The sequence below is a fragment of the Pseudoalteromonas sp. P1-8 genome, from assembly GCF_001399985.1.
Taxonomy (GTDB): domain Bacteria; phylum Pseudomonadota; class Gammaproteobacteria; order Enterobacterales; family Alteromonadaceae; genus Pseudoalteromonas.
In genome coordinates, this window is the sequence record NZ_LJSO01000008.1 from 11,420 (window position 1) to 26,711 (window position 15,292).

Annotated in this window: 10 protein-coding genes; 7 read left to right on the top strand and 3 right to left on the bottom strand. The window is 40.8% G+C overall.

Annotated features, from left to right (window positions below):
- Positions 1-76: 76 nt before the first annotated feature.
- Positions 77-2,509 carry a VolA/Pla-1 family phospholipase gene (locus AN213_RS12315; protein ID WP_054561661.1) on the top strand — a complete coding sequence of 811 codons (2,433 nt, stop codon included), beginning with the start codon at positions 77-79 and terminating at the stop codon, positions 2,507-2,509.
- A gap of 115 nt (positions 2,510-2,624) precedes the next feature.
- Entirely contained in the window at positions 2,625-3,641 is a 1,017-nt protein-coding gene (sohB, locus tag AN213_RS12320) for a protease SohB (RefSeq protein WP_055020833.1), read from the top strand.
- Positions 3,642-3,704: 63 nt separating this feature from the next.
- Here sohB and AN213_RS12325 read toward each other — a convergent pair whose 3' ends face one another.
- The gene (locus tag AN213_RS12325) at positions 3,705-5,036 is read right to left on the bottom strand and encodes a dicarboxylate/amino acid:cation symporter (RefSeq protein WP_055198743.1); all 1,332 of its coding nucleotides are present in this window, start codon (positions 5,034-5,036) and stop codon (positions 3,705-3,707) included.
- A gap of 192 nt (positions 5,037-5,228) precedes the next feature.
- Between AN213_RS12325 and AN213_RS12330 the strand changes: the two genes are divergently transcribed.
- The 4 genes from AN213_RS12330 to AN213_RS12345 all read left to right on the top strand — a co-directional run bounded on the left by AN213_RS12330 (position 5,229) and on the right by AN213_RS12345 (position 12,420).
- Positions 5,229-8,654 carry a hypothetical protein gene (locus tag AN213_RS12330; RefSeq protein WP_055198744.1) on the top strand — a complete coding sequence of 1,142 codons (3,426 nt, stop codon included), beginning with the start codon at positions 5,229-5,231 and terminating at the stop codon, positions 8,652-8,654.
- A gap of 309 nt (positions 8,655-8,963) precedes the next feature.
- The gene (gene topA, locus AN213_RS12335) at positions 8,964-11,624 is read left to right on the top strand and encodes a type I DNA topoisomerase (protein ID WP_055020836.1); all 2,661 of its coding nucleotides are present in this window, start codon (positions 8,964-8,966) and stop codon (positions 11,622-11,624) included.
- Positions 11,625-11,769: 145 nt separating this feature from the next.
- Positions 11,770-12,225: a carboxymuconolactone decarboxylase family protein gene (locus tag AN213_RS12340; protein ID WP_055198745.1), complete on the top strand. Its 456-nt coding sequence runs from the start codon at positions 11,770-11,772 to the stop codon at positions 12,223-12,225.
- Between the two features lie 9 nt (positions 12,226-12,234).
- Positions 12,235-12,420 carry a YrhK family protein gene (locus tag AN213_RS12345; RefSeq protein ID WP_054561655.1) on the top strand — a complete coding sequence of 62 codons (186 nt, stop codon included), beginning with the start codon at positions 12,235-12,237 and terminating at the stop codon, positions 12,418-12,420.
- A 67-nt stretch (positions 12,421-12,487) separates the two neighbouring features.
- Here AN213_RS12345 and AN213_RS12350 read toward each other — a convergent pair whose 3' ends face one another.
- Positions 12,488-12,730, bottom strand: a complete 243-nt coding sequence (locus tag AN213_RS12350; RefSeq protein WP_054561654.1) for a hypothetical protein — start codon at positions 12,728-12,730, stop codon at positions 12,488-12,490.
- 238 nt (positions 12,731-12,968) lie between these two features.
- Between AN213_RS12350 and AN213_RS12355 the strand changes: the two genes are divergently transcribed.
- Positions 12,969-13,517, top strand: a complete 549-nt coding sequence (locus AN213_RS12355) for a TIGR00645 family protein (RefSeq protein ID WP_055198746.1) — start codon at positions 12,969-12,971, stop codon at positions 13,515-13,517.
- A 60-nt stretch (positions 13,518-13,577) separates the two neighbouring features.
- On the opposite strand, the gene AN213_RS12360 is transcribed toward AN213_RS12355, so the two are convergent.
- The gene (locus AN213_RS12360; RefSeq protein ID WP_055198747.1) at positions 13,578-15,203 is read right to left on the bottom strand and encodes an alpha-glucosidase family protein; all 1,626 of its coding nucleotides are present in this window, start codon (positions 15,201-15,203) and stop codon (positions 13,578-13,580) included.
- Positions 15,204-15,292: the final 89 nt, after the last annotated feature.

The following is a 15,292-nucleotide window of genomic DNA, read 5'->3' on the forward strand; positions in this document are numbered from 1 at the left end:
TTAGAATGAAGGTAGTAGAATAACTACTTTTAACCCTGAACACACAATAACAATAAGATTTGCGCGGAGCGAAATTATGAAAAAACTGCTACTCTCACTAGCCATTGCGTCAGCCATTACTGGCTGTGGTGGAGGAGAAACATTAGAAGATGTAAAAAATGATAATCCTCCTGTTCTCCCAACCGCGACAGTAAAATTTGACCCAGCGAATAGTGTAATCTCAGTACCGAATGATTTACTGATGAGTGGTACCCTTGATGGTACTTTAAACATGCCGGGTGAATTAGACGACAACAATGTCAGTGTTGAACGTGCAGCTTATGCTGATCCTCAGCTTGCACTTGGTGCCCTTGATGGCTGGTCAACACAAACTCCGTTTAAAATCGATTTAACTTTTCCTGCGGGTATTTCTCTTGATATGACTTCTGCTGCTTCACCAGGAGCTGTGCGTATTTTTGAAGTTGTAATGGGTGCAAGCCAAACAGATGAAACTTGCTCGCAAGTGCCAGCGGGTATTGCTTGTAAATTAGTGTCTGAATTAACCTTTGGCGTTGACTTCATTACTCAAGGTTCTGGTGATGCGGTTGCTGTTATCCCACTTAAGCCATTTAAAGCGGGAAGCACTTACATTAATGTTCTGACAACATCATTAATGGACTCAGAAGGGCGTTCAATTGAGCCATCTTCAACTTATGCACTAGTGAGCGAAGAGACAACACTTATCACTGATTCGCAAAAGTCACTTCAAGCGGTTATCAATAGCTACGAAGATGCTGTGACATCGGGTGGTGCCATCACAAAAGATGAAATTATCTATTCTGCTGCGATGACAATGCAATCAGCAGGTCAAGTACTTGGTACAGTAAAACAGCTTCTTGCTGCAAGTTTAACGCAAGATGCACTACCTACGCCGATGGTGCAAATTCCTGAGCAACCTGTTATTACGGTTGAGCAAGTATTCGCATCACAAGGTATTACTGGTTTATCACCTGTTTTTGGCGGTGTGCAATATCAAAAAGGTAGCGTGATGTTACCTATGTATTTAGCCACGCCTACAGGCACAACGGTCGATGACTTATCAGCGACTTATTGGCAAGGTTTATGTGATAGTGGTGTTGCTGTGTTAGGTTATGCGGCAGCAGCCGGTGACTCATTCCCAACAGACCCAATTAGCGAAACTGATGGCCTTTGTATGGCGTTAAGTGAAGGCAAGTTACGTGATTTAGGCTTAGACCAAACTAAACACTTAACTAAGTACAACACAATTCCAAAAACTCAAAGCATTGCTAATGTGCCAGTGCAAATTACTAAACCAATTTTACCTGTGATCAATGCTATTAGAGCAAATATTGGCTTAGATGCATTGAGCATGCCTGAGACAGGCTGGCCTGTTGTTATCCTTCAGCACGGTATTACTTCTAAAAAAGAAGATATGCTAGCTATTACCGCACAGCTAACAATGCAAGGCTTTGCAACAGCCGCAATCGATCACCCTATGCATGGTGAGCGTGGTGTAGATGTAGACGGCGACGGTACTGATGACTTTAATGCCTCTACAGGTTCTGTATTGAGCTATATGAACTTACAGTCATTATTAGTAGCGCGTGATAGCTTACGCCAATCAGTTGCTGATTTACTTGGCTTACGCTTAGGTCTTAACTTTACAGGTGCTGCTGATTTAAATGCGCAAGATGTATCATTCTTAGGCCATTCATTAGGCTCGGTAGTTGCTCCAGCATTTGTTGCTGTGACTAATGCACCGCTAGCTGACCAAGTTGATCCAATGTTCAACGTTAAAAGCGTAGCACTTGCCAGTGGTGGCGGTGGTATCGCCAGCTTCTTAATTGAGTCAAATACATTTGGCCCATTTGTACAAGGCTCTGTATTACTTGCAGCAGGCACAGCTGAATCAGCGGAGTTTGGTGCTTATACTCAAAATGAAGCGCTATCGAACTGTGGTTCACTTGCGTCTAACCAAACGGCTTTCGTTACATGTGCTTATAAAGAGTACGTAAGTTCGTTAACAATGGCAGGCGAAACAGCAAAATTAGCTAACATTCAAAGTGTGATCACTCAGTTTGCCTTTGCTGCGCAAACAGCACTTGATAGCGGCGACCCGTCTAACTACGCAGCATCTGTTGCGGCGCTTGGTACGCCAGTCTACATGAGCGTAGTAGTAGGTGATGGTGAAAATAATAATGCTGATATGGTTATTCCACCTATGGTAGCGAGTAACCCAATTGCTGGTAGTTTACCTCTTGCTAACTTAATGGGTTTATCAACGGTAGCTGAAACACAAGGTCCAACAGCTGATGCAATGAGTTATGTGGTTAAATTCACTAAAGGCCATCACAGTTCAGTGTTAACACCTGCTGCAACGGCAGATTCAGGTGCAACTGCTGAAGAAAGTGCGGCGGCAACTGCAGAAATGCAATTGCAAATCGCGACTTTCCTAGCTAGCCGTGGTCAGTATCTTCAGGTTACTAATACAGAAGTCGTTACTGAATAATCGAAACCTTACTAATTAAGTAATAACCAATTAAGTAAAAAGCCACATCATGTGGCTTTTTTTTACTTTAAAGCGTGGTAAATTGTGCCGATGCAATAATAAATGGAGAGTTTGATTGGAATTTTTATATGAATACGGGTTATTTTTTGCAAAGACCCTGACATTTGTCATCGCAATTGCTGTGATTGTTGCCATTATCATGGGCGCTGCAGTGAAACCCAAAGCGAAGAAAGGGGAGATAACGATTGATGATTTGAGTGAGCAACTTGATGATCTAAAACAAAGCTTTATCGAAAATACTCTTTCAAAAAAAGAGCTCAAGGCTCACCAAAAACAGCAAAAAGCTGAGACTAAAAAACAGCAAAACGACGAGCCTAAATCACGTTTATATGTAATTGACTTTAATGGCAGTGTTGATGCCCACGAAGTAGAAAGCCTACGAGAAGAAATTACCGCTATTTTAACAATTGCCGACAAAGAAAAAGATCGCGTGCTGGTACGCCTTGAAAGTGGTGGTGGTGTGGTGCACGGCTATGGTCTTGCTGCCTCTCAACTACAACGCTTACGTAATGCTGGAATTCATTTAACTGTTGCTATTGATAAAGTAGCAGCAAGTGGTGGCTATATGATGGCGTGTGTGGCCAATGAGATTATTGCAGCACCTTTTGCAATTGTTGGCTCGATTGGCGTTATTGCACAAATTCCTAACTTTAATAAAATCTTGAAAAAGAATGATGTTGATTTTGAGCAAATCACCGCAGGTGAGTACAAACGCACGTTAACTATTTTTGGTGAGAATACTGATAAAGGCCGTGAAAAATTCAAAGAAGAAATTGAACAGACTCACGGTTTATTTAAAACCTTTGTGAGTGAGCAGCGTCCATCTCTAGATATTGATACTGTTGCAACCGGTGAGCATTGGTTTGCTACCCAAGCGTTCGATAAAGGTTTAGTTGATAAGATTGACACAAGTGATGATATCTTATTGAGCCAAGCGAAAGAGCGTCAAATTTATAAAGTTAAATACCGTATAAAGAAGAATTTAAGCGATAAGCTAGCCGTTGGTTTAAGTTCTGGAGTAAGTAAAGCGGGTGTTAGTTTAATGTCACGTTTTAAAGGCTTAAATCCATAATCAAGCACTATCAATAAAAAACCCGCTAACTTAGCGGGTTTTTTATGGGCTGCAGATAAGTAATTACTTAATTGACTTATGATAGTCCTCTAAATCTTTAGCGGCATTAGGGTCATTAAATACGTCCTCATCAAATTCACCTTCAGATTTTGCAACCACACAGGTAACCATACAGTCACCGGTTACGTTGACAGCGGTACGTGTCATATCGAGTAAACGGTCAACACCAATGATGATAGCAATACCTTCTACAGGTAAGCCTACTTGGTTTAACACCATGGCTAACATAATAAGACCAACACCAGGTACACCCGCAGTACCCACAGAAGCAAGTGTTGCGGTTAAAATTACCATTAAGTAATCAGAAATTGTTAAATCAACTGAAAATACCTGTGCGATGAACACGGTCGCAACACCTTGCATAATTGCTGTGCCGTCCATGTTAATGGTTGCGCCTAAAGGCACAGTAAACGAAGCAACTGAGTTGTGCGCACCTAACTTCTTGCTCGCAGTTTCAAGGGTAATAGGCATAGTTGCACTTGAGCTAGATGTACTAAATGCAAATAGGCAAGCGTTTTTCATCTTCTTTAAAAACGTAATTGGGTTAAGGCCGGTAAATAACTTAAACAAGACACTGTAGTTAACTAAACCGTGGAACAGAAGTGCAAATACAACCACACCGAAGTATAAAGCAAGGCTCTTAATTAGCTTTAAGTCGATGGTTGTAAAGAGTTTTGCCATCAAGAAGAACACACCATAAGGTGCAATGTTCATAAGTAAGGTAACTAGCTTTAAAATAACAGTGTTTAAGTCTTCAAAAACATTTGCAACACGTTGGCCTGCTTTACCGCTAAGGGCCATAGCAACACCGAATAATAATGCAAAAACAATAACCTGTAGCATATTGCCACTTGCCATAGCATCAATAGGGTTTGTTGGGAACATACCGATAATGACTTGCGCAAGGGTAGGTGCTTCTTTTGCACTGTAGTTAGCATCCGAAGGTAAATTGATTCCTTCACCTGGGTTAACTAATAAGGCTAAGGTAATAGCAACAGTAATCGCAATTGCGGTCGTTGCTAAATAAAGCAAAATTGACTTACCGCCTAAACGGCCTAATTTTTTAGGGTCGCTTAAGCTACAAGTTCCACAGACTAATGATACAAAAACCAGTGGCACCACAAGCATCTTTAAGCTCGCAATGAAAATTTGACCACCAACATGGAAAATACCATCAACAAAAAATGCTTTAATTGGTAAAGAGAATAACCCTAGTGGAATAAGGAAATCGTCTTCACCCGCTAAAATGGCTTGAAAGATAAAACCAACGATTACACCCAGTACCATACCTACCATGATACGAGATGTAAGGCTTAAAGATCGTACTTTTGACATACACCCAGTCTATTTTTTTATAAATTTTGCCATAGACTACCAGCATGAAGATTTTTATACAGAAAAATTCGATAAATAGTTAAATAATTTCGTTGCCTTTAAAGGAAAAAAATTATGATCTTCGTTTAATTTTTAGGTTAATATTAGGTAAACAATCACATAAGTAAAAAATAGCTAACTAGGGAGAGGTCGATGCCTTTATTGCGATGGCTAAGTGTTTTAGTTTTCATCTCATTGTTAGCCGCCTGTGGCGGTGGAGGATCATTAGATAGTGATTCATCCGATGGAGATGATGACACAACCGTAGAAACAAACTATGTTGTGTCTGTTCAAGGCTACAACCAATCTACTACAGATGAAGCGAGTGCAGTTACAGCTGACACACCGTTAACCATCTCGGCAACATTGACTAATAATGACGAAGCCGTTGTAGGTGCAGTTATTAATTTCAGTCTAGATGGTGACATAGGTCTATTAGACCCAGTTTCTGGAACAGATTTAACTGATTCTGATGGTGTTGCATCAATTACGTTAACTGCGGGTGATACTGCGGGGGCAGGTATTGTTACTGCTACATATGTAATTGATAGTGAGACATATACTGATACGTTTGGTTTTACATCAGATGGCTCTGAAACAGATGACTCGAGTGTTAGCGGTAGTATTACGCTAAGCCTTAACATCGTAGATAGCTCAGGTCAGCCATTCTCTCTAGATAATCCAGTGAGTAAAGATAACAAAGGTACGGTTACTGCGACTTTACTTGATGAAGACACGCCACTCGATGGGCAACTTATTTCATTTACCACTAACTACACAGGTAAAATTACACCAGTACTAGGCACAGCCCTTACCGATGAAAATGGTGAGGCATTTGTAACGCTTAGCAGTGGTGACTCAAAAGGTGCAGGTCAAGTCGTTGCAACTTACACAGATGAAAGTGGTAACAGTATCACAAAAATCGCAGGCTTTATTTCAAATGGTGATGATGCCCCAGTTGAAAGTGCTGAAGCTGAGCTTGATGTTAAACTACTTCAAGGCTGTGCGACTGATTGGGATGCCAATCGCAGTACAACATCTCTTGAAACTACTTACTTAACGTCAGGGTGTACAGTTGTAAATCAATTCTCATCTGACGAACTTATCGATGTAATGGTTAAAGTGACAGATACAAGCTCGGGTGACGGTATCGACGGTATTATCGCTGAGCTTTCAACAGATCTTGGTGGTTTATTACCAGAATCTGGAAAAGCCCTGACTGACAACTTTGGCTTTGCCATTTTAAAATTACAGCCTGGCGCCAATAGTGGTGCGGGCGAGGTTACTGTGACTGCTAAGTCTGTGACTTCTTCAAAAGCATTTGAAATTGCGACAGCTGAATTAAGCGTTGAAATTTCAAATGGTTTATATAACAAGCTTGATGACTCAGGCAATGTTATTGATTACGAATTTGTGCCGCTTGCTGCAGGTGCGACTACTGTTATTACAGTAACAATTTATGATGCAGCAGGTGATTTATATGTTTCTCCTCTTGATGTTGAGTTCACTTCAGGGTGTGTTGAATCAGATTTATCTGTAATGGATGAAACCGCGACGAGTATTAGCGGCATTGCTACAGCAACATACAGAAGCAACGGCTGTAATACTTCACAGGGCGATACAGTAACAGCGACAGTACTAACTGGTGGAACACCAAAAGTGGTATCAGTGAATGTGCCTGTATCAGCAGCTGAAGTAAGCTCAATCGAATTTGTAGAAGCGACAGAAAATGTGCTTGCTCTAAAAGGGACGGGTGGTGTTTCACGCCAAGAAACAAGCCAACTTACTTTTAAACTTACCGATGCAATTGGTAATGTTGCGAAGCAAAAACGTTTAGATTTTCGTTTAACCTCTACCAATGGTGGAATTTCACTCTCTGAAGTTACAGATGCAAGTGGTTATTCTCATGCCAGCGTGTCAACTGATTCAGAAGGTTTAGCTCGAATTCAGATAAACTCTGGTTTTGTTCCACAAGCAGTGCGTGTACAAGCCTGTTATATTCCTGATGACCAGATCCCAGCAGATCAAAATGATAATGTAACTTGTTGGAAAGAGCTTTATGACGAATGTCTTCTAGATGAAGCAGACCGTGATAGCAGTGTTTCATGTCCTTCTGGTGAGCTTTCGTTGGTTTCATTAGATGAGCAAGTAACAAGCGTATCAGATCTTGTTTCAATCAGCTCAGGCTTACCTGATGGTAATAGCTTTACCGCAGGCCCGGAAATCATCAACATTGAAGCATTAAATTACATTGGTGATACCATAGATATTTCTGTTTATGTTGCAGATCACTTCAATAACCCAGTACCAGATGGGACTTCGGTTTATTTAACGACAGAAGGTGGCGCTGTAGGGACATTAGATGGTGAGGAGTTTAACCCTCAACTTGAATGTAACACGGTTGATGGTGCGTGCGTTGCACAGTGGCGCTCACAAAACCCGATTCCATTTAGCGAAGATAAATGGGGCAATAAAATCAATAGCACTAACCCAAAAACAAGTGCAATTAACTGCGACCTATATTTTGGTGTGGCAGCACCTTGTATGGCGGGTATTTTAAATGCTGCGTTTGATGATGATGGTGTACCTCTCGGTGGTCGCGCAACAGTACTTGTGACTGCAAAAGGTCAAGAGTCATTTATCGACATTAATGGTAATGGACGTTATGACAAAGATGAGTATTACAGTGGTTATGACTTACCTGAAGCGTTTGTCGATCATAATGAAAATGGCGTTTACGATGGTTTAGCCGCAATTTATGACCCAGTTACAGCAGCGGTCACTAAAGCTGCTGAAAACTGTCAAGAAGGTGATGCAAGCGACCCATGTAGTGCAACGAATACTAATGCAGGTCATACAGAAGAGAACTTCGATATTGACCTAAATGAGATGCATACACTTGCTGATGGTAAATACAATGGTCTTGAGTGTTCTGCAGCCGCAACAGAGCCTGATGAAGACGCAACATTTGAGACTTTATGTACCAAAGAGCTTATTGATGTTCGTGACTCATTTGAGATTATTATGTCAGGAAGCTTTGCATACAGTCGTTTTGTAGTAACAAAAGATGAGCTACGTAATCGCTTTGCTGAAGCACTTGCTGAAACAACAGAAGACGATCCAACTGTATTTACAGATAATGCAATGCAACTTGCTGTTGATATTGAGAACTGTAGTACAATTTATCGACAAGCAGATACGCAGTCAGGTGCTATTATTGCTCGTTTAGAAGCCACAGCGAATACAGACTACTGTGATTTAGGCTCAATTAACATTACTACCGCTGATTCAGGTAACCAGTTGTCAGCGCTGAGTTTTGAGCTTTATTTCTCTGATATTTACAACAACCCAATGCCTTCAGGCACTGCGGTTGCAATAAGTGCAGATAATGGTGATTACAGTGGTACATCTGGTTTTGATATTGGTAATACAAGCCAAACAACAGCGACTGGGGTTGCCCTTACGATTAGCCGTGAAGCTGATCCAAATGATAAAACAGATGGTTTCTTAACTGTTGAATTCACAACAGGTAAAGACAATGTATCAACTGCTACAATAGCAATAAGTGACGATGGTTAATTAAGTAGTTAATTGTTTAAATTTAAAAAAATGCCAACCAGAAGGTTGGCATTTTTGTTGCTGTTCTATATATTCCCCTTGAAATTACCGCAAAACACCACATTGACTAAATTAGCAACAAAAATTGTTTAATTATTCACTCAATGAAGAAAAGTTTCTATTAAAAGCTTGTAACAATTGGTGTTTGTAGATATACCTATAAATATTCGTGCTCCAATGTTAAAAAATCATACTTATTTGTTTAATGTGATGGATATACATTTATAAGGGCAAAAAACTTTTAAAATACTCGGTCAGAAATAGGCAGCTATGGGCAAATCACTTGTAATTGTAGAGTCTCCAGCAAAGGCAAAAACAATTAATAAATACTTAGGTAACGATTTCATCGTAAAGTCCAGCGTTGGACATGTGCGTGATCTACCAACTTCAGGTTCAGGCAAAACGAAGACTGCAGCGACGAAAACGCCTGCTGAAGTTCGAAAAATGTCGCCAGAAGAAAAAGCTGCCTATAAGAAGCAACGCGATTATAAAAATCTTGTTGCTCGCATGGGTATTGATCCTGAAAAAGGCTGGGAACCACATTACGAAGTCTTACCGGGCAAAGAGAAAGTTGTACAAGAATTAAAAAAACTTGCTGAAAACGCCGATAAAATCTATCTCGCAACCGATTTGGATAGAGAAGGGGAAGCCATTGCATGGCACCTTGAACAGATTATCGGCGGTGAACCTGAAAAGTATAAGCGAGTTGTTTTTAACGAGATCACTAAGAATGCGATTCAGCAAGCATTCGAAACACCAGGTGAATTAAACACTGACATGGTTTACGCACAGCAAGCGCGTCGTTTCCTTGACCGTGTAGTGGGTTTTATGGTGTCGCCATTACTGTGGGCTAAAGTGGCACGTGGCTTATCAGCCGGTCGTGTGCAATCTGTTGCAGTACGTTTACTTGTTGAACGTGAACGCGAAATCAAAGCATTTATTCCTGAAGAGTTCTGGGATATCCATGCTGATGTTAAAAATACAGAAGCAGCTTTACGCCTAGAAGTGACCAAACACGCTGACAAGCCTTTTAAGCCAGTTAATGAAGAGCAGGCGATGTCTGCCGTTAGTCAACTTGAAAAAGCCGACTACAAGGTCATTAGCGTTGAAGAAAAGCCTAGTAAGAGTAAACCAAGCGCACCATTTATTACTTCAACCATGCAACAGGCAGCAAGTACACGCCTAGGTTATGGTGTTAAGAAGACCATGATGCTGGCTCAACGCTTATATGAAGCAGGTCACATTACTTATATGCGTACCGATTCAACTAACTTATCGAAAGATGCGGTTGAAATGTGTCGTGATTACGTGACAGAGCAGTTTGGTGAGAAGTATTTACCGAAAGCACCGATTAGTTATAGCTCAAAAGGTAATGCTCAAGAGGCGCACGAAGCGATTCGTCCTTCTAGTGTTACTGTGTTGTCTGGTCATTTAGACGGTGTTGAAGCGGATGCTAAAAAACTCTACGAATTAATTTGGCGTCAGTTTGTTGCCTGCCAAATGGTTCCAGCAGAATACGATTTAACAACTTTAACGGTTGGTGCTGGTGATTATCAGTTAAAAGCAAAAGGCCGCGTGCTTCGTTTTGATGGTTGGACTAAAGTTCAGCCAGCTGTTCGTAAAAAGAACGAAGAAGATCAATCACTGCCTGCAGTTAAAGAAGGTGATGTACTGACCCTTGTTGAGTTAGATCCTAAACAACATTTTACAAAGCCACCTGCACGTTTTAGTGAAGCAAGCTTAGTTAAAGAATTAGAAAAGCGCGGCATCGGCCGTCCTTCTACGTATGCATCTATTATCTCAACGATCCAAGACCGTGGTTACGTACGTGTTGAAAACCGCCGTTTCTTCGCCGAAAAAATGGGTGAGATTGTTACAGACCGCTTAGTTGAAAACTTCGAAGATCTGATGAACTTTGATTTTACCGCTAAGATGGAAGGTCGTCTGGATGATATCGCAGAAGGTGAGCGTGTTTGGACACAAGTTCTTGATAAATTTTATGCAGACTTTTCAACTCAGCTTGAAATTGCCTCAGGCGACGAAGAGCGCGGTGGTATGCGCCAAAACCAAATGGTTGAGACTGATATCGATTGTCCGACTTGTGGTCGTAAGATGGGGATTCGTACTGCATCAACCGGTGTATTCTTAGGTTGTACGGGTTACAACCTGCCACCTAAAGAGCGTTGTACTACGACCATGAACTTGGTGCCAGGTGATGAAGCTATTGCGGCAGATGTGGAAGACGTAGAAACTGAATCTTTGATGCAAATGAAGCGTTGCCCAATCTGTGAAACGGCAATGGATTCATACCTGATCGACGAAACACGTAAATTACATGTGTGCGGTAACAATCCAGCGTGTAAGGGTTATATCGTTGAACAAGGTACCTTTAAAATTAAAGGTTACGACGGCCCAATTATCGAATGTGATAAATGTGGCTCAGATATGCAGTTAAAATCGGGTCGTTTTGGTAAGTACTTCGGTTGTAGTAATGAAGAGTGTAAAAATACACGTAAGTTACTTAAAAACGGTGAAGCCGCGCCACCAAAAGAAGATCCAGTTCATTTACCTGAACTTGAATGTGAAAAATCAGAAGCTTACTTTGTACTGCGTGATGGTGCATCGGGTATTTTCTTAGCTGCAAATACCTTCCCTAAATCACGTGAAACGCGTGCGCCAAAAGTGGAAGAATTAAAACGTTTCAGAGACCGTATTTCTGAAAAGTTTTATTACCTTGCTGACGCACCTGCAAAAGACCCTGATGGTAATCCTTCAGTTGTTCGTTACAGCCGTAAAAATAAAGAGCAGTATGTAATGAGTGAAGTAGATGGTAAAGCCACAGGCTGGACTGCTCACTACCAAAATGGCAAGTGGGTAGAAGAGAGCAAAAAGAAAGCCCCAGCTAAGAAAAAAGCGGCGGCTAAAAAGTAAATTTACATCTATCTTGATTATAAAAAGGGATTGCAATTGCAATCCCTTTTTTGTGCTTGTATGACACTGCGAATGTCGTTTTTTACCAATATTTGCTTTTAGGCTGTTGTTATTCTGTCATCAACATCAAGACAGGAGATTTAAAATGCAAACACGTTTATCACAACAGCAGCTATATTCACTCAACCCAGGACTTGTTAAACATTTAACTAGGCTCAGCGCACTGCCAGAAGATACAAATATAACCGCGAAGCTCGCTGATTTAGTAAGACTAAGAGTGTCGCAAATTAATGGCTGTGGGTTTTGTCAGCATATGCATTCAGCAGAGCTGAGAAGCCAAGGTGAGCGTCAACAGCGACTCGATGTACTAGCCGCTTGGCGTGAAGTCCCTGTATTTTCAGAACAAGAAACTGCAGCACTCGCTTGGGCGGAAGCCTTGACAAGTATCATTGATAAACATGTTGAAGACGATGTTTACAACCAAGTGTCTGCTATTTTTAACGAAAAAGACATCGTGGTATTAACGACGGTAGTACTTGAGATAAACAGCTGGAATCGCATAGTTAAAGCGTTTCACTTTATCCCTGAGTTAACAGAATAAGGAATGGTCATGAAGTTTACACTCGCACCTAAAGTTAATGCGTTGGTGAATATCATATCAGCATGCGCCTTTTTCTTTGGGAGTACCTTATTTCTACCTGCATTTATAGAATATGCCACAGTGGGGGTGGTGTTATTCATGGTAGGTTCGTTATTATTTTTATTAAGTGCATTAGCTGATTATTACAGTCATTAAAAACAAAAAACCGGAGCGCACATCATTGTGTCATTCCGGTTTTTCTATATTCTAAGTAGGCGTAAAATTAGATTTGTACGTCTTTTACTTTTTTATAGCCTTCAGCTTCAAGCTCATCGTTTAAACATTTTAATACGTATGGCTTTAACTCTTCGTTGCTGATGTCATCATCTTTTGCCCAGTTTAAGCACATTTCAGTGTATTCTTTGATCATTTCAGCTGATGCTTCAGGTGCTTCGTTAGCGATTGCATTCGTTGCTGACACGCTTAAAACAGGTGCCAAAATTAGTGCTAGCAATGCTTTTTTCATTTAATTATTCCTAATCAACAAAAGTAATTATTACCGGCTCAATTGCACAGTAATGGTGCGCAATGTGTATCTCACTTTGCTTGAGTGAATTTATAAACTAAATTTCAAAAAAAGATAACGAAAAATTTTTATCGTAAAGATAAGCAAAAAATAACCATTCTTTTGCTTCTAATGCTGGTAATCGTAAGGTCAAAACACGTATTATCGCGCTAATTTTAAAAGAAAAGTGAACTAACTTATGTCTGAACAAGTGACTCATTCAAAAATAAAGAAAGTACCAACCAAACTAGAGCAAGTTGTGGAGACTTTTATCTTTCGCTCGCGTTGGTTATTAGCACCATTCTTTATTGGCTTATTAGTCGCTGTGGTATTACTGCTGCTAAAGTTCTTTAAGTATTTATACAGTATGGCCTTAAATACGTTCACTGCGTCAAACCAAGAGCTTTTGGTAGGTATTTTGACTTTAGTTGACACTGCACTACTAGCAGGGCTTTTGCTTATCATCATTTTCAGTGGCTATGAAAATTTTGTGTCAAAGTTGAATATAGACAATCATGAAGACAGGCCTGTGTGGATGGGTAAAGTTGGTTTCTCGGGTCTGAAGATGAAACTGATAAGCGCTATTGTCGCTATATCGGCTGTGGAGCTTTTAAAAGTCTTTATTAGCTCGAACAACCATTCAACAGATGAGCTACTCTGGAAGGTGTTAATACATGTCACGTTTGTGGTGTCGGGGGTGTTGTTTGCGCTCACAGATTACATTAATAGTAAAACCATGAACCACTAATACCACGATTAGGAATAAAAAAGCCCTGCATTGCAGGGCTTGGTTTTTAACAACTGATTATTAATTCAGGGTTGCGTAAAAGCAACCGAACCCGGGCAGAGTGACTGTATTATTGTTTAATTCAGCTGTGTGATGAGATATCTCAGTATGCTGTGAAGACACAGAATCAGAGATTGTCAGTTCACTAGTTTGTGCACCTAAGTTGAATGCACAAAGCATTTTAGTGTCGTTAAGCGTTCTATAAAAAGCAAGCACTGGCTCTTGCGTTTCGATAAATTCAATATCGCCTTCTAACAATACGTTCTTATCTTTACGCCATGCCATAAATTCACGATAAGCATTCAAAATTGAATCTTTATCTTGATCTTGCGTATTTACGGCGACTGATTTGTGCGCATCGCCCACAGGTAGCCAAGGTTTTACTGTTGAGAAACCTGCTTGCTCAGCATCTGCTGCATCCCATGGCATTGGTGTACGACACCCGTCACGTCCTTTAAAGTTTGGCCAAAATGTAATGCCATATGGGTCTTGTAAGTCTTCAAATGCAACTTCAGCTTCACCTAAACCAAGTTCTTCACCTTGGTACATACAAACGCTACCACGTAACGAAGCAAGTAGGGCTGTTAGCATCTTACATTGCTGAGGCTCAATTTTTTCACCTTGACTCCAACGGCTAGCAACACGTTCAACGTCGTGGTTGCTAAATGCCCAACATGGCCAACCTTCGGTCATGCGCTGCTCTAAAGTGCTAACTGTAGTACGAATATATTCCGCGCTATAGTCGTTAGTAAGTAGCTCAAAGCTATAGCCCATATGAAGTTTGTCACCACCTGATGTGTACTCAGCCATGGTTGCGAGTGAATCTTCAGATGAGATTTCTCCTAATGCAACTGTACCAGGGTACTTGTTTAGTAGGGCACGAATGTCCTGCATAAAACTAAGGTTTTCAGGTTGCGTATTATTGTAGTAGTGATACTGGAACGCATAAGGGTTGTCTTCGCTAAAGCCACGGCCTTGACGTTTCTCTGGTGGCTTAGCTGGATTATCACGTAATTGAGCATCGTGATAGCAAAAGTTAATTGCATCTAAACGGAAGCCATCAACACCTTTCTTCAGCCAAAACTCAACATTATCTAATACTGCTTTGCGTACTTCAGGGTTATGGAAGTTTAAATCTGGCTGCTCAGCAAAGAAGTTATGTAAGTAATATTGACCACGACGCGGTTCCCATTGCCATGCAGGGCCACCAAAAATTGATAACCAGTTATTTGGCTGTGTGCCATCAGGCTTTGCATCAGCCCAAACGTACCAATCTGATTTGTCGTTGGTTTTATCTTCACGGCTATCAAGGAACCATTGATGTTGATCTGAGGTATGGCTCAATACCTGATCAATAATGATCTTAATATCACGTTGATGAGCTTGTGCGATGAGTTCATCAAAATCGTCAAGGTTACCAAACAATGGGTCGATATCACGATAGTCACTGATGTCATAACCAAAGTCTTTCATTGGTGATTTAAAGAAAGGCGAAACCCAAATAGCATCAACACCTAGGCTTTTAATATAATCAATACGATCAATGATACCTTTGATATCACCAATGCCATCGCCATTGGTGTCTTGGAAACTGCGCGGGTAAACTTGATAAATAACCGCACCTTTATACCACTGCTTTTGAGCCATGTTTTTCTCCATCGTGACACTCAGTGTATGTAAACTGTTAGGCAACCGTTAATGCAATATGTTGCCGGAATGTCAAAAGCATACGTGAA

Coding starts and splice junctions, on each gene's coding strand:
- AN213_RS12315 (WP_054561661.1), top strand. CDS start 77: ATGAAAAAACTGCTACTCTCACTAGCCATTGCGTCAGCCATTACTGGC.
- AN213_RS12325 (WP_055198743.1), bottom strand. CDS start 5,036: ATGTCAAAAGTACGATCTTTAAGCCTTACATCTCGTATCATGGTAGGT.
- AN213_RS12330 (WP_055198744.1), top strand. CDS start 5,229: ATGCCTTTATTGCGATGGCTAAGTGTTTTAGTTTTCATCTCATTGTTA.
- topA (WP_055020836.1), top strand. CDS start 8,964: ATGGGCAAATCACTTGTAATTGTAGAGTCTCCAGCAAAGGCAAAAACA.
- AN213_RS12340 (WP_055198745.1), top strand. CDS start 11,770: ATGCAAACACGTTTATCACAACAGCAGCTATATTCACTCAACCCAGGA.
- AN213_RS12345 (WP_054561655.1), top strand. CDS start 12,235: ATGAAGTTTACACTCGCACCTAAAGTTAATGCGTTGGTGAATATCATA.
- AN213_RS12350 (WP_054561654.1), bottom strand. CDS start 12,730: ATGAAAAAAGCATTGCTAGCACTAATTTTGGCACCTGTTTTAAGCGTG.
- AN213_RS12355 (WP_055198746.1), top strand. CDS start 12,969: ATGTCTGAACAAGTGACTCATTCAAAAATAAAGAAAGTACCAACCAAA.
- AN213_RS12360 (WP_055198747.1), bottom strand. CDS start 15,203: ATGGCTCAAAAGCAGTGGTATAAAGGTGCGGTTATTTATCAAGTTTAC.